Source organism: Rhizobium sp. SG2393, assembly GCF_042610495.1.
Lineage (GTDB): Bacteria > Pseudomonadota > Alphaproteobacteria > Rhizobiales > Rhizobiaceae > RU20A.
Map to the genome: position 1 here is coordinate 1515542 of NZ_JBHGAP010000001.1, position 18776 is coordinate 1534317.

Below are 18776 nucleotides of genomic sequence, written 5' to 3' on the forward strand. Positions count from 1 at the left end.
CGCATGGCGATACGTCGAAGGGACGCTGTGCCAGTGCTCCCAGCCAATCTCCCCCCTTGCGGGGGAGATGTCCGGCAGGACAGAGGGGGGTCCATGCTAAACGGACAATCCCGCCCCTCACCCCCCAAGCACGCTCTGCCCCGCAGCAAACGCCAGCCAGGCCAGCACGGCGAAATAGACGAGCGTCAGCACGATCATCAGATAGCCGCCGGCCACCACCAGCCCGTCGCGCTGGGAAATGCCGGCCGACAGCAAGAGGATGGCGACACCCGGCAGCGTGTTGGAGAAGGGGATGATCGACAGCGGCATCATCAGGAGAACGCCGGCACCCGTCAGCGCCAGTCCGTTTACCCGGTTCACCAGCCGTCCATCGGTCAGCGCGTGAAGACGCACGCGGAAGAAGCGGTCGAAGCGGCGGAGAATCCGCAGGCCCTTTTCCAAGACTGGCACCAGCTTTTCCGCATCCAGCGGCTTGTCCGCAAGGCGCGAAGGCAGCCAGGGCAGTCGGTTGAAGGTGATGGCGATACCGATCAGCACGATGCCGACGCCGAACACGGTGGAGACGCCGGGGATCGAGACCGGAACCAGAAAGGGCAGGCTCAGAAGGCCGCAGAGCAGAAGCAGGCCGCTCTCCCCCATCTGGGCGAGGATGTCACGCAGCGTCACGCGCTCGCCCTTGATCGCCGCAATGACCTCCGCCAGCGCATCGCTGCTGCGGCGTTCCGTATCCTGAAATTCGATCGTCATCTCAATCCTTAAACCCGAGAGCCTCTTGCCGGTTGGCCGGCATGCGGTTCACGCCGATAGCCGGGACCGGTACAATCATCCTTGCGCCACCGTTTCAGGCGGCAAAAAATCCGAGCGGGGCCATATCCGCGCCCGCCTCTTATGCAGTAGGGAAGACAACAGTCGTGCGACGACCGCCGCCACCCGCATGAGATAGGCAAGCCGCATTCCCGTTGGCAACCGCCCGATGGAAAACGCGGCGCGCCGAAGGCCTGACCGGGCGGTTTGGCCACCCGATCCGCACCATCCAGGCCGCCGGAAAATGCCGTCCCGGTCAGCGCCCGCATTGCAACGAGACCATGCCCGATGCCCCTCGAAAAGCCCGCCCAAACCGCCAATATCCACGCCAAGGGCCGGGAAAAGCTGATGGCGCATGCCGCCATGCTGCTCTTTGCCGCGCTGGTCGCCGGCTCCTTCTCCTTCGGCGGACTGGCGTCCCGGGCGCTCGGCGCGGCCCCCGTTACACTTTTGCGTTATCTGATGACCGTCGTGGTCATGGGCGTCGTCGCCTTCGGCTTTTTCCGGGCGCCGCGCGTCTTTCCGCGCCAGCCCTGGCGCTTTGCCGTGCTCGGCGGCCTCATCGCCATCTACATGCTGACCATGTTCACGGCGCTGGAAATCACAAGCCCGGTGGCGACGGGCGCCGTCTTCACGCTGATGCCGCTCTTGAGCGCCGCTCTCGCCTTCCTGCTGATGGGCCAGAAGACAAGGGGCGGCGTCATCGTCTCCCTCGTCATTGCCGCCATGGGCGCCGTCTGGGTCATCTTTCGCGGCAATATCGACGCCATCCTCGCCTTCGATGTCGGCCGTGGCGAGCTGATCTATCTCGTCGGCGTCACCGCCCACGCGGCCTATGTCCCGCTGATCCGCAAGTTCGAGCGCGGCGAACATCCGGTCGCCTTCGGGTTCTGGGTCGTGGTCTTCACCGTCCCCTGGCTCCTGCCCTTCGGGCTGCGCCCTGTGCTGGCGATCGACTACGGCGCCGTTCCGGCAACGATCTGGCTGATCCTCGCCTATCTCGCCGTCGTCACCACGGCCATCACCTTCATGCTGCTGCAATTCGCCTCGATGCGCCTGCCGGCTTCCAAGATGCTCGGCTACAACTACCTGACGCCGAGCTTCATCATCCTGCTGGAAGGCCTGCTCGGCCACGGCTGGACGACGATGACGGTCGTGATGGGCGCGGTCGTCACGGCCCTCGGCCTTCTGGTCGTGGCGCTGCTGCCGGATTGAGCGGCCTCAGGTCTCGCGCATCCTGAGGCCGTTGACGAACAACGTCTCGAGAAACCGCGCGGCATCCTCGAAGCGCCCCTCGCCGTCATTTTCCTGCCCCAGCACGGCGCGCACCTGCACGTCGAAGTCGGCATAGTGCTGGGTCGTGGACCAGATGGAGAAGATCAGGTGGTAGGGATCGCATTTGGCGATCTTGCCGGCCTTGGACCAGGCGCGGATCACCTGCGCCTTCTCGTCCACCAGGCTCTTCAGAGACCCCTTCAGCATGTCTTCGATATGCGGCGCGCCCTGCAGCACCTCATTGGCGAAGAGCCGCGATTCGCGCGGAAAATCCCGCGCCATTTCCAGCTTGCGCCGGATATAGCTGCGGATCTCGCTTTCGGGATTGCCCGTGGCGTCGAAGGCCTTCAGCGGATCCAGCCAGGTCTCCAGCACACGGTCGATCAAGGCACGGTGCATGGCCTCCTTGGTGCGAAAATAGTAGAGCAGGTTTGGCTTCGACATGCCCGCGACCTCGGCGATGTGATCGATGGTCGCGCCGCGAAAGCCGTGCAGAGAAAACACCTCCAGAGCGGCCTCGAGGATGCGCTCCTCCTTCTCTTCCTGGATGCGGGTGCGGCGTTGGGTTTTCGCTGCCCTCGGAAGTGCCATCGATGCCTGTCCCCTTGCTTGCACACCCTTTCCATCAAGGCACATGCTCAATTTTGAGGCCAGCCAAAAACTTGAGCAAACAACACGTATTCCCGCAATTTTCGTCTTGAGTGCCGCACCGGAAAGAGTAATGTTTACCAACCGGTCAAATTATCGATCAGTTTGCCAGGAAGAGCAACGGTCGATGCGAGGGTGACGCAAGAATGCCCCGATTGGGTCGGCGGGAACAAGAGGGAGCCGCAAAGGCTCCACGACAAATATGGGAGCATCGCCGTGGCCGCACCGGGCGAAAACATGCGCGTGAACGCCGACCGTCTGTGGGATTCGCTGATGGACATGGCGAAGATCGGCCCCGGCATTGCCGGCGGCAACAATCGCCAGACGCTGACCGATGCCGATGCCGAGGGGCGCCGCCTCTTCCAGTCCTGGTGCGAAGCCGCCGGCCTCACCATGGGTGTGGACACGATGGGCAACATGTTCATGACGCGCCCCGGCACCGATCCGGATGCCCTGCCCGTCTATATCGGCTCCCACCTCGACACCCAGCCGACCGGCGGCAAATATGACGGCGTGCTCGGCGTGCTCGCCGGCCTCGAAGTCGTCCGCTCGCTGAACGACCTGAACATCAAGACAAAGCACCCGATCGTCGTCACCAACTGGACGAACGAGGAAGGCGCGCGCTTCGCCCCCGCCATGCTCGCCTCCGGCGTCTTTGCCGGCGTGCTGACGCAGGATTACGCCTACGGCCGCAAGGACATGGACGGCAAGAGCTTCGGCGAGGAGCTGGCCCGCATCGGCTGGGTCGGCGATGAGGCGGTCGGCGCGCGAAAGATGCACGCCTATTTCGAATATCACATCGAGCAGGGCCCGATCCTCGAAGCCGAGAGCAAGCAGATCGGCGTCGTCACCCACTGCCAGGGCCTCTGGTGGCTGGAATTCACCCTCACCGGCCGCGAGGCCCACACCGGCTCCACGCCGATGACCATGCGCGTCAATGCCGGCCTCGCCATGGCCCGCATCATGGAGATGGTGCAGACGGTGGCCATGGAAAACCAGCCGGGATGCGTCGGCGGCGTTGGCCAGGTGAAGTTCTCGCCAAACTCCCGCAACGTGCTGCCCGGCACCGTCATCTTCACCGTCGATATCCGCTCGCCGGATCAGACGAAGCTCGATGGCATGCGCGCCCGCATCGAAAAGGAAGCCGCCGAGATCTGTTCGGCGCTCGGTGTCGGCTATTCGGTCGAAGCCGTCGGCCATTTCGATCCCGTCACCTTCGATCCGACGCTCGTCGCTTCCGTGCGCAAGGCGGCCGAAGAACTCGGCTATTCCCACATGGACATCATCTCCGGCGCGGGCCACGATGCCTGCTGGACAGCAAAGGTCGCGCCCTCCACCATGATCATGTGCCCCTGCGTCGGCGGCCTCTCCCACAACGAGGCGGAGGAGATTTCGAAGGAATGGGCCAGTGCCGGCTGCGACGTGCTGCTGCGCGCTGTGGTGGAGACGGCGGGGATCGCGGGGTGATGGGGCGGGTGGTGCGAAAGACCCTCGACAGGCCGGCCGCCAGATCATCAAATAGCAGAAGCTGAGCAACGATCCGCACCCTGATGAACGATGGGTAGCGTCATCCACGATGGAGAACCGCCATGGGAAGACCGACGGAGATCACGCCTGAAGAGCGGGCCGCCTTGTTGCGGCAGGGTTACAAGCCGATCGAGATCTGGGTTCCGGATACGGGAAGCGAAGCCTATCGGGCAGAGGCTGCACGGCAGGCCCGGGCTTCGGTGGAAGCGGATCAAAAGGCAGGAATACAGGAGTTGATCGATCCGGCCGCTCACGAGGATTGGGACAAGCCGTGAAGTTGAGCCGGGGAGATATGGTGACGGCAGCGTTTCAAGGCGACCTCGGGAAGCCTCGTCCAGCCGTCATCCTTCATGCGGACGAGTATATCGAGCTTCACGAGGCGTTGCTTTTGTGTCCGCTGACAACCTATCTGGCCAACTCTCCGAACTTTCGACCGACGATCGACCCAACCGCCGAGAACGGCCTGCAGACCACCTCACAGATCATGGTGGACAAGACGACACACCTGAAGAAGTCTTCGATCCGGCAGGTGATCGGCAAACTCGGCACAGACGATCTTCGACGACTCGAAAGCGCTCTGATCAACATTACCGGCCTTCGGCAATCCATCATTCCATGGCCGCAATAAACGAGGGAACCATTGACCATGACCACCACAGTCATCAAAAACGGCACCGTCGTGACCGCCGATCTCACCTACAAGGCGGATGTGAAGGTCGAGGGCGGGAAGATCGTGGAGATCGGGCCGAACCTTGCCGGCGACACCGTTCTGGACGCGACCGGCTGCTATGTCATGCCGGGCGGCATCGATCCGCATGTGCATCTGGAAATGCCCTTCATGGGCACCTATTCGGCCGATGACTTTGAAAGCGGCACGCGGGCAGCACTTTCCGGCGGCACGACGATGGTGGTCGATTTCTGCCTGCCCGATCCGGGCCAGTCGCTGCTGGACGCCCTGAAGCGCTGGGACAACAAATCGACCCGGGCCACCTGCGACTATTCCTTCCACATGTCCGTCACCTGGTGGGGCGAGCAGGTCTTCAACGACATGAAGACCATCGTGGAGGAAAAGGGCATCAACACCTTCAAGCACTTCATGGCCTACAAGGGCGCGCTGATGGTGAACGACGACGAGATGTTCGCCTCCTTCCAGCGCTGCGCAGCGCTCGGCGCGCTGCCGCTGGTGCATGCCGAAAACGGCGACGTGGTCGCCGCCATGCAGACCAAACTGATGGACGAGGGCAACAACGGCCCGGAGGCGCACGCCTATTCGCGCCCCGCCTCCGTCGAGGGCGAGGCCACCAACCGCGCCATCATCATCGCCGACATGGCCGGTGCGCCGCTCTACGTCGTGCATACCTCCTGCGAACAGGCCCACGAAGCCATTCGCCGCGCACGGCAGAACGGCATGCGCGTTTATGGCGAGCCGCTGATCCAGCACCTGACGCTGGATGAGAGCGAATATGCCAACGCGGACTGGGACCACGCGGCGCGGCGCGTCATGAGCCCGCCCTTCCGCAACAAGCAGCATCAGGACTCACTCTGGGCCGGCCTTGCCAGCGGCTCGCTGCAGGTGGTCGCCACCGACCACTGCGCCTTCACCACCGAGCAGAAGCGCTTCGGCATCGGCGATTTCCGCAAGATCCCGAACGGCACCGGCGGCCTTGAAGACCGCATGCCGATGCTCTGGACCTATGGTGTCGCAACCGGCCGCCTGACGATGAACGAATTCGTCGCCGTTACCTCCACCAACATTGCCAAGATCCTCAACGTCTATCCCCGCAAGGGCGCCATCCTCGTCGGCGCCGATGCCGACATCGTGGTGTGGGATCCCGCGAAGGAAAAGACGATCACCGCGAAAAGCCAGCAGTCGGCGATCGACTACAACGTCTTCGAGGGCAAGGCCGTGAAGGGCCTGCCGCGCTATACGCTGACGCGCGGCGTTGTGGCGATCGACGATGGCGCCGTGAAGACCCGCGAGGGCCACGGCCAGTTCGTTGCCCGCGAGCCTTTCCCCGCCGTCTCCAAGGCGCTCTCGACCTGGAAGGAGATCACCGCGCCGCGCAAGGTGGAGCGCACTGGCATTCCGGCGAGTGGGGTGTGATGCGCAACGCCTCCGTCGCCGTGATGCTCTTGGCCACCTTTGCGCCGCCCGCCGGCGCTGCCGATTTCCTCGCAGGCGCGTCCTATGGGGACAAGGAGGGCTGTCATTACGCCACGACGGGGGAAAGCTCGGGCGCCGATGTCTTCTTCCTGCTCACGGCGGAAAGCATCACCACCGCGGCATCGGTCTGCACCATTCTCGGCCCGGCCGAGAAGGCCGGAAAGTCGTTTCGGGTCAAGATCCAGTGCGAAGCCGAAGACGGCGTCGGTGAGAAGGAAATCGTCACGCTGGAGCCATCCAGCGATGCCTATACGGTACGCTTCGCGGATGGGAATCGATGGGGGCCGCTGAAGCGATGCGGGAAGTAAGCATGCGTGCGCTGGGCGGGAGCACCCCCCTCTGTCCTGCCGGACATCTCCCCCTCAAGGGGGGAGATCCGCTGGGCGCTAGATCCGCATCCACAGGGAAAGATGGTCTTTCCCGCGCTTTCGTTGGTTGTTTGAGGCAATGGGCGAGCCACACGCCAATCTCCCCCCTTGAGGGGGAGATGTCCGGCAGGACAGAGGGGGGTGCCCTGCAAACGCCGCCCCTTACAGCCCCCCTCTCACACCGCAAGCGCATCCAGCTCCGGCATAAGCACCACGCTCTCCTGCTCGTTCGGGTCCGTGCGGGCAATCACCGCGCAGGCCGGCTGGTCCGAGAGGTTGGCGGGCAGGTGCGGGACGCCGGCCGGGATGTAGAAGAGTTCGCCGGCCTTCACGATCACGTGGTGCTCCAGCCGGTCGCCGTACCAGGTGTGGGCCTCGCCGGAGAGCATGTAGATTGCCGTCTCGTGGCTTTCGTGCCGGTGCGCCTTTGCCCGGCCGCCCGGCGGAATGGTCAGCAGATGCATGCAGATGCCCTTCGACCCCACCGTCTCGGCGGCAATGCCGGCGAAGTAGCTCAAGCCCTGCTTGCCGTCATAGGTGCTCTCCGGCCTGACGATATGGCAGGTCGGTTTCGTCGTCTCGTCCATCCCCGGTCCTCCTGTTGCGATGACCGAAAGAAGCATGATTTCCGCCGCCCGCGCAACGTCGCGCGGGACACGCGGAAAACCTCCACTCACGAAAGCCTTGCCGCATGACGTCGCCCCACGCCTCCGTCGTCTCCGCCCGTGATCTCGGGCTCACCTTCAACACCGGCGACGGACCGGTGCATGCGCTGACCGGCGTCAATCTGGAGGTGAAGAAGGGCGATTTCGTCTCCTTCATCGGCCCCTCCGGCTGCGGCAAGACCACCTTCCTGCGCGTCATCGCCGATCTGGAAAAGCCGACGTCCGGCACCATCACCGTCAACGGCACCACGCCCGAGGATGCGCGCAAGAACCGCTCCTATGGCTATGTCTTCCAGGCCGCCGCGCTCTATCCATGGCGCACCATCGAGAAGAACATCGCGCTGCCGCTGGAAATCATGGGCTACACCAAAGCCGAACAGGAAAAGCGGATTGCCCGCACGCTCGACCTCGTCAACCTCACCGGCTTCGGCAAGAAATTCCCTTGGCAGCTCTCCGGCGGCATGCAACAGCGTGCCTCGATCGCCCGTGCGCTGGCCTTCGATGCCGACCTGCTTCTGATGGACGAGCCCTTCGGCGCGCTCGACGAGATCGTCCGCGACCACCTCAACGAACAGCTCCTGAAGCTCTGGGCGGCGACGGAAAAGACCATCTGTTTCGTCACCCACTCCATTCCCGAAGCCGTCTATCTCTCCACCAAGATCGTGGTGATGAGCCCGCGCCCCGGCCGTGTCACCGACGTGATCGACAGTCCGCTCCCGAAGGAACGCCCGCTGGACATCCGCGAGACGCCGGAATTCCTCGAAATCGCCCACCGCGTCCGCGAGGGCCTGCGCGCCGGCCACAGCTACGAGGAGCATGTCTAGGATGTCCCCGACCTTCCTCGTGGTCCTCGCCGTCTCCATGGCGACTTTCCTCGCCGCCGCGACCGCCTCGCGCGCCTATGTCTCCAGCAACCAGATCTGGATGCTGGCGCTCTCGCTTGGCCTTTACTGCGCCGGCAACCTGATGATGGTGAAGCTGATGCGCGAGGGCGGGCTTGGCCTTGCCATCTCGCTGTCGGCCGTCGTCCAGCTCGTCGCCATCAACATCATCGCCTTCCTCGTCTTCGGCGAACGGCTGACCGCGATCCAGATGGCCGGCGTCGGCCTTGGAATTGTCGCGATGGCGCTGATGATGCTGCCAACAGGCGGAAAGGCGTAACGATGGACAAGCCAAGTTTCCTGCGCGACCGCCTCATCCCCGTCGGCACCGTTATCGCCATCCTGATCGCCCTCTGGTATGTGGCCGCCGTCTTCCTCAATGCGCCGTTCGAGCGTGATACGGCTGCCCGCGCCGGCACGGAGATCACCTTTGCCGAGATCCTGCCGAGAACGATGGCGCAGGAGCGCCCCGTCCTCCCCGCCCCCCATCAGGTGATCGCGGAAATCTGGGATACGACCGTGAACAAGGCGGTCACCTCCAAGCGCAGCCTCGTCTACCACGCCTGGATCACGCTGTCGGCCACCCTGCTCGGCTTCGGCATCGGTGCCGCGCTCGGCATTCTGCTGGCCGTCGGCATCGTCCACAACAGAGCCATGGACCGCTCTTTCATGCCCTGGGTCATCGCCAGCCAGACGATCCCGATTCTGGCGGTCGCACCGATGATCATCGTCGTGCTGAATGCCATCGGCATTTCCGGCCTTCTGCCCAAGGCGCTGATCTCCACCTACCTCTCCTTCTTTCCGGTCGTGGTCGGCATGGTGAAGGGCCTGCGCAGCCCCGAAACCATCCAGCTCGACCTCATGCACACCTACAATGCGACACCGGCGCAAACCTTCTGGAAACTGCGCTGGCCTGCGTCCATGCCCTACCTCTTCACCTCGCTGAAGGTGGCCGTCGCGATCTCGCTCGTCGGCGCCATCGTCGGCGAACTGCCGACGGGCGCCGTCGCCGGCCTCGGCGCGCGGCTGCTGGCCGGCTCCTATTACGGCCAGACGGTGCAGATCTGGTCGGCGCTCTTCATGGCTGCAGCGCTTGCGGCCATCCTCGTCGCCATCGTCGGCATGGCGCACACCGCCGTGCTGCGCCGCATGGGAGTGCGTCCATGAGCGGAGAGATCAACACCGGACTCATCCTCGCCACGCTTCTCTTCTGGGCCGCCGCCTGGGCGGTGAATGAATGGCTCGTGCGGCAGAGCTTCCCATCGTCGCTCGCCCGCCGCGCCGTGCGGCTTGCCGTGCCGCTCATCTTCGGCATCACCATCCTCGTGCTGTGGGAAGGGCTGGTGCGCGGCTTCAACGTGCCCTCGGTGCTGCTGCCGCCGCCCTCAATGATCTGGGCGCGGCTCATCAATTCGGTGCCGATCCTCGCCGCCGATTTCCGCCAGACCTTCCTGAAATCGGTGCTGACGGGCTACGCCATGGGCTGCGGCCTCGGCTTTCTCGTCGCCATCCTCATCGATCGCTCGCCCTTCCTGCAAAAGGGCCTGCTGCCACTCGGCAATTTCGTCTCGGCGCTTCCCGTTATCGGGGTCGCACCGATCATGGTCATGTGGTTCGGCTTCGACTGGCAGTCCAAGGTCGCCGTCGTCATCATCATGACCTTCTTCCCCATGCTGGTGAACACGGTTGAGGGCCTGGCCGCCGCCAGCCACATGGAGCGCGACCTGATGCGGACCTATGCGGCGAGCTGGTGGCAGACGCTGGTCAAGCTGCGCCTTCCGGCCGCCTGGCCCTTCATTTTCAACGCGCTGAAGATCAACTCGACGCTCGCGCTCATCGGCGCCATTGTCGCGGAATTCTTCGGCACGCCGATCGTCGGCATGGGCTTCCGCATCTCCACGGAGGTCGGCCGCATGAATGTCGATATGGTCTGGGCCGAGATCGCGGTCGCCGCGCTCGCCGGCTCGGCTTTCTACGGTGCCGTCGCGCTCATCGAGCGCATGGTCACCTTCTGGCATCCGTCTGTCCGTGGTGGGCAGGCCTAACAAGAAGAGGGAACGACAATGAAGACCACCATCGCATCGCTGATCGCGGGCACCGCGCTGGCGCTGACGGCCTTTGCCGCGCATGCCGCCGACAAGGTGACGCTGCAGCTGAAGTGGGTCACGCAGGCCCAGTTCGCCGGCTACTACGTCGCCAAGGAAAAGGGCTATTACGAGGAGGAAGGCCTTGATGTCGAGATCAAGCCGGGCGGCCCGGATATCGCCCCGGCCCAGGTGATCGCCGGCGGCGGCGCCGATGTCATCGTCGACTGGATGCCGTCGGCACTTGCCACCCGCGAAAAGGGCGTGCCCCTCGTCAACATCGCCCAGCCCTTCAAGAAATCCGGCATGATGCTGACCTGTCTGAAGGAAAGCGGCGTCGCGACGCCCGCCGACTTCAAGGGCAAGACGCTCGGCGTCTGGTTCTTCGGCAACGAATATCCGTTCCTGTCCTGGATGAGCCAGCTGAAGCTGAAGACCGATGGCGGGCCTGATGGCGTGACGGTGCTGAAGCAGGGCTTCAACGTCGATCCGCTGATCCAGAAGCAGGCAGCCTGCATCTCCACCATGACCTATAACGAGTACTGGCAGGTGATCGACGCCGGCATCAAGCCGGAAGACCTCGTCACCTTCAAGTACGAGGACCAGGGCGTCGCCACGCTGGAAGACGGCCTCTACGTGCTGGAAGACAAGCTGAAGGACTCGGCCTTCAAGGAGAAGATGGTCAAGTTCGTCCGCGCCTCCATGAAGGGCTGGAAATATGCCGAAGGCAACCCGGACGAAGCCGCCGAAATCGTGCTCGAAAACGACTCGACCGGCGCCCAGACGGAAGCGCACCAGAAGCGTATGATGGGCGAAGTCGCCAAGCTGACGGCCGGCTCGAACGGCGCGCTGGATGAGGCCGACTACAAGCGCACCGTCGCCTCGCTTCTGGCCGGCGGCTCCGACCCCGTGATCTCGAAGGAGCCGGAAGGCGCCTGGACGCATGACGTCACCGATGCTGCGCTGAAGTAATCCAGCCAGCCGGGCCAGGAGTAAGAGGGGCGTGCGGCCAGACGCTGCACGCCCCTTTTGCATGGGAGAAACTCCCATATTGCAGTGCAGTGAAAAGCAGGATAAAAAAATATTGAGGCACCACAAGATTTGCAATCTTGTAAGCATTTCGCGCCGTAATTACATTCGCGTCGGCTTTGAATGCGAAGGGGATGCTGCAAAAGCGGTGACCTGAGGCGGGATGATCGCCAGAAATGACCGCAGCGAAATGGACAGCGGCAGGTCCGCTATTTGCCCGGTTGGGCACAAGCGCAAGTGACCGGCGCGAAGTCTTTGGTTTTGAAAGTATATAAGATGGCCGACACGACGACCCCCCTTCTAGCCGGCGCCCTGCTCGCTGCGCTCTCGCTTGCTGCCGCAGCGCCGCTGCCGGCCTTTGCTGAGGAGGCTGCCAAGCCGGCCGGAGAAGCGGCGGCACAGCCGGCTGCCGAACACGCCCTGCCTGCCATCGTGGTGACGGCGGCCACGAGCCGCAACATGGTCGACCGCGTGATGGCGACGGGCACGATCCGCGCCGTCGAGGAAGTCTATGCCGCCCCCCTCGTCGAAGGCCTGTCGATCCGCACCCTTGAGGCTGATGTCGGCGACACCGTCACGACGGATCAGGTTCTGGCCGTGCTCAACGATGACCAGCTCTTGCTGCAGAAGAGCCAGCTGGAAGCGACGCTGGCAAAGGCCGAGGCCGGCCTTGCCCAGTACCAAGCCGCTCTCGCCGAAGCGCAGGCGAACGCTGACGAGGCTGTCCGCACCCGCGACCGCAATGCAGGCCTCGTCAAGAACGGCGTGATCTCCACCGCCCTGGCCGACCAGACGCGCGCCGCTGCGACGGCAGCGCTTGCCCGCGTCAACTCCGCCGAACAGGCAATCGCTGTCTCCAAGGCCGACATCAAGGTCGCCGAAACGCAGATTTCCGATATCGACCTCCGGCTCGCCCGCACCGCCGTCAAGGCGCCGGTCGCCGGCGTGGTTTCGGCCCGGACCGCCAAGGTGGGCGCGATTGCCAGCGGCGCCGGCCAGCCGCTCTTCACCATCATCCGCGACAACGCGATCGAGCTCGTCGCAGACCTTTCCGAGACCGACATCCAGAAGATCAAGGTCGGCCAGACCGCAAGCGTCACCGTCGCTGGCGGCAGCGAGGCGATTGAGGGCAAGGTGCGCCTCATCTCCCCGACTGTCGATCCCGTCACGCGCCTCGGCTCTGTCCATATCGTCGTCGACGGCAAGGATGGCGCGCGCGCCGGCATGTATGCCGGGGCCGAGATCGTCATTCGCGCGGAAGAGGGCCTCGCCCTGCCGCTTTCTGCCATCACCACCGGCCGCGACGGGTCTTTTGCCCGCGCCGTGCAGGATGGCGTGGTCAAGCAGGTCAAAATCGAAACCGGCATCCAGGATGGCGGCTTCATCGAGATCGTCAATGGCCTGAAGGCCGGTGACCTTGTGGTGGCGAAGGCGGGGGCTTTCGTGCGGGATGGCGACAAGATCAAGCCGATCCTGAGCGACGAGACCCAGGCTGCCTCGAACTGAGGGTAGGACATGAACTTTTCAGCCTGGTCGATCCGCAATCCGATCGCGCCCCTTCTCGGCTTTGCCCTGCTCCTCTTCATGGGGATCCAGTCCTTCTACGCCCTGCCGATCACCCGTTTCCCGAATATCGACGTTCCCGTCATTTCCGTCAGCGTCCAGCAGAGCGGGGCTTCTCCCGCCGAGCTCGAAGTTCAGGTGACGAAGGAAATCGAAGATGCCGTCGCCTCCATCAGCGGGGTCGATGAAGTCCAGTCCACCGTCACCGACGGCAATTCCCAGACGGCCGTCGTCTTCCGCATCGAAAAGCCGACAGCCGAGGCGCTGCAGGAAACCAAGGACGCCATCGACAAGATCCGCGGCGACCTGCCGGCCGGCATCGAGGAACCCGTCATCACCAAGGTGGATGTCGAGGGCCAGGCGATCCAGACCTTCGCCGTGACAGCCCCCAACATGACGCTGGAGGAGCTGTCCTGGTTCGTGGACGATACCGTGAAGCGCGCGCTTCAGGGCCAGCCCGGCGTTGGCCGCATCGACCGTTACGGCGGGGCCGACCGCGAGGTGCGCATTGCGCTGAACCCCGACAAGCTCAACGCCTACGGCATCACCGCGCCCGACGTGAACGCGCAGCTGCGCGGCACCAATGTCGATCTCGGCTCCGGCCGCGGCCAGGTGGCCGGCAACGAGCAGACGATACGCACGCTCGGCGACGCCCGCAGCGTTGAGCAACTCGCCAACACCACCATCGCCCTGCCGACCGGCACCTTCGTCAAGCTCTCCGAGCTCGGCACCATCACGGACACCTATCAGGAACAGAAGTCCTTCTCACGTTTCAACGGCGCGCCGACGGTCACCTTCGCCGTGTTCCGCGCCAAGGGCGCCAGCGAGGTTTCGGTCTCCAACACCGTGGCCGAAGCGCTCGCCGGCGTGCGCAAGGCGCATCCGGATGTCTCGATCGCCATGGTCGACGACAGCGTCTACTTCACCTACGGCAACTATGAAGCAGCGCTCCACACGCTGATGGAAGGCGCCCTGCTCGCCGTCATCGTGGTCTTCCTCTTCCTGATGAACTGGCGCGCGACCCTCATTGCCGCCGTGGCGCTGCCCCTTTCCGCGATCCCGACCTTCTGGATCATGGACATCATGGGCTTCTCGCTGAACCTCGTCAGCTTCCTGGCCCTGACGCTCGCGACCGGCATTCTCGTCGACGACGCGATCGTGGAAATCGAGAACATCGCCCGCCACATCAAGATGGGCAAGACACCCTACCGCGCAGCACTGGAAGCCGCCGACGAAATCGGGCTGGCCGTCATCGCGACGAGCTTTACGATCATTGCCGTCTTCGTGCCGGTGTCCTTCATGCCCGGCATTCCCGGCCAGTACTTCATCCAGTTCGGCCTGACGGTTGCCTTCTCGGTGTTCTTCTCGCTGATGGTGGCGCGCCTCATCACGCCGCTGATGGCGGCCTACCTGATGCGCTCCGGCGACGGCATGGACGAGCATCACGACAAGGACGGCCCGATCATGCGGGCCTACACGAAACTCGTCTCCGGCACGACCCGCCGCTGGTACTGGCGCTATACCACGCTGATGGGCGCCATCGCCTTCCTCATCGGCTCCGTCATGCTGCTCGCCCAGGTGCCGGGCAGCTTCCTGCCGCCGGAAGACAATTCGCGCGTCACGCTGTCCGTCGAGCTGCCGCCGAACGCGACGCTCGATGAAACCAGCGCCACGACCAATGCCATCTATGCCGCCGTGCGCGACATCCCGGGCGTCGAGAGCGTCTTCGTTCTCGGTGGCGCGTCGCCGAAGGGCGACCTCGAAATGCGCCGCGCCACCGTGCGCGTCATCCTCGAGCATATCGACCATTCGCTCCTGAAGACCCTCGTCAACAAGGGCCTCGGCAACCTGCCGCTCGTCGGCCACCTCGTACCGAAGGTGGAAGACAACGGCCGCACGCGCCCGCAGTGGGATATCGAGCGGGAGATCTTCCAGGCCGTACGCACCATCCCGGACGTGCGCATCTCCAAGGTCAACGACCGCGCCGAGCGTGATCTGACGTTCAACTTCCTCTCCACCAACGAGCAGGATCTGAACGAGGCGATCGGTACGCTGGAATCGCGCCTGCGCGCCTCCTCCGTGCTCGCCAACGTCTCGTCCGAAGGCGCCCTGCCCCGGCCGGAACTGCAGATCCGCCCGCGCACGGCCGAAGCCGCCCGCCTCGGCATCACGCCGCAGCAGATCGCGCAGACCGTGCGCGTCGCCACCATCGGCGACGTGGACGCGAACCTCGCGAAGATCTCGCTGGACGACCGGCAGATCCCGATCCGCGTGCAAATGGCGCTCGACGTTCGCCGCGACCTCCAGTCGATCCGCAATCTGAAGATCAAGACCGCCGCCGGTGCCAGCGTGCCGCTCTATACGGTGGCCGACATCGACTATGCGGAAGGCCCGAGCTCCATCAAGCGCAACAACCGCAACCGCGTCGTCGCCATCGGCTCCGACGTGCCCTTCGGCACCGCGCTCGATACGGCGACTGCCGAGTTCAAGAAGATCGTCGCGGAGACCAAGCTGCCGCCGACCGTCCGCCTCGCCGAAAGCGGCGATGCCAAGGTGCAGGCGGAAATGACACAGAGCTTCGGCAATGCCATGCTGCTCGGCCTGCTGATGGTGCTCGTGGTGCTGATCCTGCTCTTCAAGGACGTGATCCAGCCCTTCACCATCCTCTTCTCGCTGCCGCTTGCCATCGGCGGCGTGGCGATGGGCCTGATCCTCACGGGCAATGCGCTCTCCATGCCCGTTCTCATCGGCATCCTCATGCTGATGGGCATCGTGACGAAGAACGCCATCTTGCTGGTGGATTTCGCCATCGAGATGAAGCGCCATGGCATGCACCGTGTGGAAGCCATGATCGAAGCCGGCCGCAAGCGCGCGCGCCCGATCATCATGACGTCCATCGCCATGTCGGCCGGCATGCTGCCCTCCGCGCTCGGCGTCGGCGAAGGCGGCTCCTTCCGCGCGCCGATGGCGATCGCGGTGATCGGCGGCATCATCGTCTCGACGGTGCTGAGCCTCGTCGTCGTGCCGTCCTTCTTCCTGATCATGGATGATCTGTCGCGCCTGCTCGGCCGCATCTTCGGTCGCTTCGTCGGCCAGAAGGACGAGGAAAGCCCGCCGATGGACAATGAGGCACTGACGGAAACGGTCATCGACCAGAGCCGCGTCATCAATGCGCTCCAGACCCGCCTCGCCAAGCTGGAAACCGAGGAAAGCGGCCCACCCGCCAAGTCCAACGTGATCAACCACCCGGCGCTGGCGGCCGAGTAGCCTCTAGAGCGCGTGATATGTTTGCAAAGCCCCCGGCGGTCACGCCGGGGGCTTTTTCGTTCCCGGGCTCCGCGCGCATTTGATCAAGATCAAGGCCGCTGGCCCGTCTTCCTGCAATGATCCTCCCAATGACCAGACGCGATGGTGGCGGAAGGCCACAACCGCTGCACGGTTCAGGATCCTGTCAGACGGCAGGTCCAGGACCCGGCGCGGGGATGCTTCGCGACAAGGGCGCCCGCGCGCCTGTGAAACGTGCGGCTGCGGCGGGCAAGGAACCGGCGCAGCCGGAAAGGGGAGAATGTTGAAAACGTTGCGATTGAACTCCAGGGACAGGGATACGCTGGTCAGATGCCAGCTCTTTCAGGGCGTGCGCCCGGATACGGTCAACCGACTGCTCGATGGCGCCCATGTCTCCAGTCATGAGTCCGGCGATATCCTGTTTCGTGAAGGCGAGGCTATCGACAGCCTGATGATCGTGCTGAACGGTCTGGTGCGCGTCTATCGCAGCGGCCGTGAGGGCCGCGAGGCCGACCTCGGCGTGTTCTCCGCCGGCGACGTCTTCGGCGAGTGCGCGATCCTCTCGCAGGAGCGCATCGCCGGTGCCCATGGCCAGGCGCTCGAGCCAAGCCTGATCGCCCATATCGACATGCACCGCGCCCGCCAGTTGCTGGCCGAGGATACGAGCTTCGGCAGCGCCGTCATGGGGCTCCTGTGCCGGCGGCTGCACGATCTCCAGAATTCCCTGGCCGATGACCGGCTGCTCACCGCCCACCAGCGCGTCGCACATTATCTTTTGCGGCATTGCCCGGAGGGCGATGGCCCCGTCAGCTTCCGTCTGCCCTTCCAGAAGAGCGTGCTGGCCGGAAAGCTCGGCCTGGCGCCCGAAGCCTTGTCGCGTGCCTTTTCGCATCTACGCCAGCGCGGCGTCGTCGTGCGTGGGCGGGTCATCGAGGTGCACGACAAGACCGCGCTGCGCGAGGCCTGAGGGCCAGCGGCCGTCAGCCGGTCAACGATGCCGGCGACATCCGGAACGCCTCGCCCTCCCGGCTGACCCACCGGAACCCGTCGATGTGACCACCGCTGACCACCAGCCCCTCGTCGGCAGCAAGGGCAAGCGCCGCCCGGCGGCTTTCCTGTCCGGTCGCAAGCGCGAGGTCGTAGACGAGCGAGAGCGCGGGATCCTGCGGCTGGAGCGCTTCCAGGTGCAGCACGTCGCCCCACAGCAGCAGGGCGCCCTCACCCTCGCCGATCCTGTAGGCGGCGTGGCCGGGCGTATGTCCCGGCATCGGCAGACAGGTGATGGCCGGACCGACAGAACCCGGCGCGATCGTCTGAATCCGCAATCCCTCCGTGGCCGTCAGCTTGGCCGCCACATCGAAACCGCCACGCCGCGCCTGCGGTGTTGCCTCCCGCGCAGCCGGATCGGTGTAGAAGGCGAGTTCGGTTTCCGGCACCAGAACCTCGGCATTGGGAAAACGGGGCAAGCCATCCGTTACCAGCCCATAGGCATGGTCGCCGTGGAGGTGCGTGATGAAAATGCGGGAGATCGCGGCCGGCTCGACATGCAGGGCGGCAAGCGCCGCCGGCACATGCCCGAAGTTCGGCCCCCATATGCTTCCCGTCCCGCAATCGATCAGGCTGAGGCCGCCGGGCCCCTCCAGCAGAAAGGCATTGACCGGAACCGGGATCACCTCGCCGAAGCCCGCGGTGGCAGCCGCAACAGGTGCGGCGCCGTCGGGATGCGTCAGCGCGGAAACGGGCGCATTGAAGATACCATCCACAAGACGCGTGACCGTGTAGTCCCCCACACGCATCGGCGCGCCATATTGACCGGGCTCGACGGCGAGCGCCTGCGCGGCAGGCGCCATTTTAGAGCCCGCCATTGATGGTCAGGAAATCGACGATCCGATCGACGCCCGCACCCCGTTTCATGTCGGAGAAGACGAAGGGCCGCGCCGCGCGCATCCGCCCCGCATCCGCCTCCATGACACCGAGATCGGCGCCCACGAAGGGCGCGAGATCGGTCTTGTTGATCACGAGCAGGTCGGAACGGGTAATGCCTGGCCCGCCCTTGCGCGGAATTTCCTCGCCCTGGCAGACGGAAATGACATAGATCGTCAGGTCCGCGAGATCGGGTGAGAAGGTCGCGGCGAGATTGTCGCCGCCCGATTCAATGAAGACGACATCGAGATCGGGAATACGGCGATTGAGCTCCGCGATGGCCTGCAGATTGATCGTCGCATCCTCGCGGATGGCCGTATGCGGGCAACCGCCCGTCTCCACGCCGACGATACGCTCGGACGGCAGCGCCTGCATGCGCACCAGCGCTTCGGCATCTTCCTTGGTGTAGATGTCGTTGGTCACCACCGCCACGGAGTAGCGGTCGCGCATCGCCTTGCAGAGCTTGTCGGTCAGGGCCGTCTTTCCCGAGCCGACCGGCCCGCCAATCCCCACCCGAAGCGGTCCGTTTCTCGATGCCATCATCTGTCCTCGTCTTCCAT

At 64.4% G+C, this 18776-nt stretch carries 19 protein-coding genes; 14 read left to right on the forward strand and 5 right to left on the reverse strand.

Annotated elements, in window-relative coordinates; translation table 11 throughout:
* Positions 1–117: 117 nt before the first annotated feature.
* Positions 118–747, reverse strand: coding sequence for an exopolysaccharide biosynthesis protein (locus tag ACED18_RS07130; protein WP_377290369.1), 630 nt, complete (start codon positions 745–747; stop codon positions 118–120).
* Positions 748–1092: 345 nt separating this feature from the next.
* On the opposite strand from ACED18_RS07130, the gene ACED18_RS07135 reads away from it, so the two are divergent.
* A complete protein-coding gene (locus tag ACED18_RS07135; protein ID WP_377290372.1) occupies positions 1093–2019 on the forward strand; it encodes a DMT family transporter in 927 nt (308 codons plus the stop codon).
* Positions 2020–2025: 6 nt separating this feature from the next.
* Here the strand turns inward: ACED18_RS07135 and ACED18_RS07140 are convergent, their stop codons facing one another.
* Positions 2026–2670 (reverse strand): TetR family transcriptional regulator C-terminal domain-containing protein, encoded by a 645-nt coding sequence (locus tag ACED18_RS07140; protein ID WP_377290374.1) that lies wholly within the window; start codon positions 2668–2670, stop codon positions 2026–2028.
* 273 nt (positions 2671–2943) lie between these two features.
* Between ACED18_RS07140 and ACED18_RS07145 the strand changes: the two genes are divergently transcribed.
* The 5 genes from ACED18_RS07145 to ACED18_RS07165 all read left to right on the forward strand — a co-directional run bounded on the left by ACED18_RS07145 (position 2944) and on the right by ACED18_RS07165 (position 6726).
* Positions 2944–4194, forward strand: a complete 1251-nt coding sequence (locus ACED18_RS07145) for a Zn-dependent hydrolase (RefSeq protein WP_377290376.1) — start codon at positions 2944–2946, stop codon at positions 4192–4194.
* Positions 4195–4316: 122 nt separating this feature from the next.
* Positions 4317–4529, forward strand: coding sequence for an antitoxin MazE-like protein (locus ACED18_RS07150; protein WP_377290378.1), 213 nt, complete (start codon positions 4317–4319; stop codon positions 4527–4529).
* A gap of 17 nt (positions 4530–4546) precedes the next feature.
* Positions 4547–4882: a type II toxin-antitoxin system PemK/MazF family toxin gene (locus ACED18_RS07155; protein WP_377290380.1), complete on the forward strand. Its 336-nt coding sequence runs from the start codon at positions 4547–4549 to the stop codon at positions 4880–4882.
* A gap of 18 nt (positions 4883–4900) precedes the next feature.
* Positions 4901–6358, forward strand: coding sequence for a dihydropyrimidinase (hydA, locus tag ACED18_RS07160; protein WP_377290382.1), 1458 nt, complete (start codon positions 4901–4903; stop codon positions 6356–6358).
* A complete protein-coding gene (locus ACED18_RS07165) occupies positions 6358–6726 on the forward strand; it encodes a hypothetical protein (RefSeq protein WP_377290384.1) in 369 nt (122 codons plus the stop codon). The genes hydA and ACED18_RS07165 overlap by 1 nt, the downstream gene beginning before the upstream one ends.
* A 236-nt stretch (positions 6727–6962) precedes the next feature.
* On the opposite strand, the gene ACED18_RS07170 is transcribed toward ACED18_RS07165, so the two are convergent.
* Positions 6963–7373: a cupin domain-containing protein gene (locus tag ACED18_RS07170; RefSeq protein ID WP_149737905.1), complete on the reverse strand. Its 411-nt coding sequence runs from the start codon at positions 7371–7373 to the stop codon at positions 6963–6965.
* Positions 7374–7477: 104 nt separating this feature from the next.
* Here ACED18_RS07170 and ACED18_RS07175 point away from each other — a divergent pair, with 104 nt between their 5' ends.
* The 8 genes from ACED18_RS07175 (at position 7478) to ACED18_RS07210 (ending at position 17260) form a co-directional block, all read left to right on the forward strand.
* Positions 7478–8275 carry an ABC transporter ATP-binding protein gene (locus ACED18_RS07175; RefSeq protein WP_377290385.1) on the forward strand — a complete coding sequence of 266 codons (798 nt, stop codon included), beginning with the start codon at positions 7478–7480 and terminating at the stop codon, positions 8273–8275.
* A gap of 1 nt (position 8276) precedes the next feature.
* A complete protein-coding gene (locus tag ACED18_RS07180; protein WP_377290387.1) occupies positions 8277–8612 on the forward strand; it encodes a hypothetical protein in 336 nt (111 codons plus the stop codon).
* Positions 8613–8614: 2 nt separating this feature from the next.
* A complete protein-coding gene (locus ACED18_RS07185) occupies positions 8615–9499 on the forward strand; it encodes an ABC transporter permease (protein ID WP_377290389.1) in 885 nt (294 codons plus the stop codon).
* Complete coding sequence (locus tag ACED18_RS07190; protein WP_377290391.1) at positions 9496–10377, forward strand: ABC transporter permease; 882 nt, start codon at positions 9496–9498, stop codon at positions 10375–10377. Before ACED18_RS07185 ends, ACED18_RS07190 begins: the two co-directional genes overlap by 4 nt.
* An 18-nt stretch (positions 10378–10395) precedes the next feature.
* Positions 10396–11388, forward strand: coding sequence for an ABC transporter substrate-binding protein (locus ACED18_RS07195; protein ID WP_377290393.1), 993 nt, complete (start codon positions 10396–10398; stop codon positions 11386–11388).
* 333 nt (positions 11389–11721) lie between these two features.
* Entirely contained in the window at positions 11722–12951 is a 1230-nt protein-coding gene (locus ACED18_RS07200; RefSeq protein ID WP_377290395.1) for an efflux RND transporter periplasmic adaptor subunit, read from the forward strand.
* Positions 12952–12960: 9 nt separating this feature from the next.
* Positions 12961–16275 (forward strand): efflux RND transporter permease subunit, encoded by a 3315-nt coding sequence (locus ACED18_RS07205; RefSeq protein ID WP_377290397.1) that lies wholly within the window; start codon positions 12961–12963, stop codon positions 16273–16275.
* Positions 16276–16576: 301 nt separating this feature from the next.
* Positions 16577–17260 (forward strand): Crp/Fnr family transcriptional regulator, encoded by a 684-nt coding sequence (locus ACED18_RS07210; protein WP_377291093.1) that lies wholly within the window; start codon positions 16577–16579, stop codon positions 17258–17260.
* 13 nt (positions 17261–17273) lie between these two features.
* Here the strand turns inward: ACED18_RS07210 and ACED18_RS07215 are convergent, their stop codons facing one another.
* Both ACED18_RS07215 and ureG read right to left on the reverse strand, forming a co-directional pair.
* Positions 17274–18143 carry an MBL fold metallo-hydrolase gene (locus ACED18_RS07215; protein WP_377290399.1) on the reverse strand — a complete coding sequence of 290 codons (870 nt, stop codon included), beginning with the start codon at positions 18141–18143 and terminating at the stop codon, positions 17274–17276.
* Position 18144: 1 nt separating this feature from the next.
* Positions 18145–18756 (reverse strand): urease accessory protein UreG, encoded by a 612-nt coding sequence (gene ureG, locus ACED18_RS07220; RefSeq protein ID WP_377290401.1) that lies wholly within the window; start codon positions 18754–18756, stop codon positions 18145–18147.
* Positions 18757–18776 lie beyond the last annotated feature (20 nt).

Excerpts from the sequence above, each read along its gene's own strand:
- ACED18_RS07190 (WP_377290391.1), top strand. The coding sequence starts at position 9,496 with ATGAGCGGAGAGATCAACACCGGACTCATCCTCGCCACGCTTCTCTTC.
- ACED18_RS07130 (WP_377290369.1), bottom strand. The coding sequence starts at position 747 with ATGACGATCGAATTTCAGGATACGGAACGCCGCAGCAGCGATGCGCTG.
- ACED18_RS07200 (WP_377290395.1), top strand. The coding sequence starts at position 11,722 with ATGGCCGACACGACGACCCCCCTTCTAGCCGGCGCCCTGCTCGCTGCG.
- ACED18_RS07155 (WP_377290380.1), top strand. The coding sequence starts at position 4,547 with ATGGTGACGGCAGCGTTTCAAGGCGACCTCGGGAAGCCTCGTCCAGCC.
- ACED18_RS07165 (WP_377290384.1), top strand. The coding sequence starts at position 6,358 with ATGCGCAACGCCTCCGTCGCCGTGATGCTCTTGGCCACCTTTGCGCCG.
- ACED18_RS07140 (WP_377290374.1), bottom strand. The coding sequence starts at position 2,670 with ATGGCACTTCCGAGGGCAGCGAAAACCCAACGCCGCACCCGCATCCAG.
- ACED18_RS07185 (WP_377290389.1), top strand. The coding sequence starts at position 8,615 with ATGGACAAGCCAAGTTTCCTGCGCGACCGCCTCATCCCCGTCGGCACC.
- ACED18_RS07195 (WP_377290393.1), top strand. The coding sequence starts at position 10,396 with ATGAAGACCACCATCGCATCGCTGATCGCGGGCACCGCGCTGGCGCTG.
- ACED18_RS07150 (WP_377290378.1), top strand. The coding sequence starts at position 4,317 with ATGGGAAGACCGACGGAGATCACGCCTGAAGAGCGGGCCGCCTTGTTG.
- ACED18_RS07135 (WP_377290372.1), top strand. The coding sequence starts at position 1,093 with ATGCCCCTCGAAAAGCCCGCCCAAACCGCCAATATCCACGCCAAGGGC.
- ACED18_RS07205 (WP_377290397.1), top strand. The coding sequence starts at position 12,961 with ATGAACTTTTCAGCCTGGTCGATCCGCAATCCGATCGCGCCCCTTCTC.
- hydA (WP_377290382.1), top strand. The coding sequence starts at position 4,901 with ATGACCACCACAGTCATCAAAAACGGCACCGTCGTGACCGCCGATCTC.
- ACED18_RS07175 (WP_377290385.1), top strand. The coding sequence starts at position 7,478 with ATGACGTCGCCCCACGCCTCCGTCGTCTCCGCCCGTGATCTCGGGCTC.
- ACED18_RS07180 (WP_377290387.1), top strand. The coding sequence starts at position 8,277 with ATGTCCCCGACCTTCCTCGTGGTCCTCGCCGTCTCCATGGCGACTTTC.
- ACED18_RS07215 (WP_377290399.1), bottom strand. The coding sequence starts at position 18,143 with ATGGCGCCTGCCGCGCAGGCGCTCGCCGTCGAGCCCGGTCAATATGGC.
- ureG (WP_377290401.1), bottom strand. The coding sequence starts at position 18,756 with ATGGCATCGAGAAACGGACCGCTTCGGGTGGGGATTGGCGGGCCGGTC.
- ACED18_RS07170 (WP_149737905.1), bottom strand. The coding sequence starts at position 7,373 with ATGGACGAGACGACGAAACCGACCTGCCATATCGTCAGGCCGGAGAGC.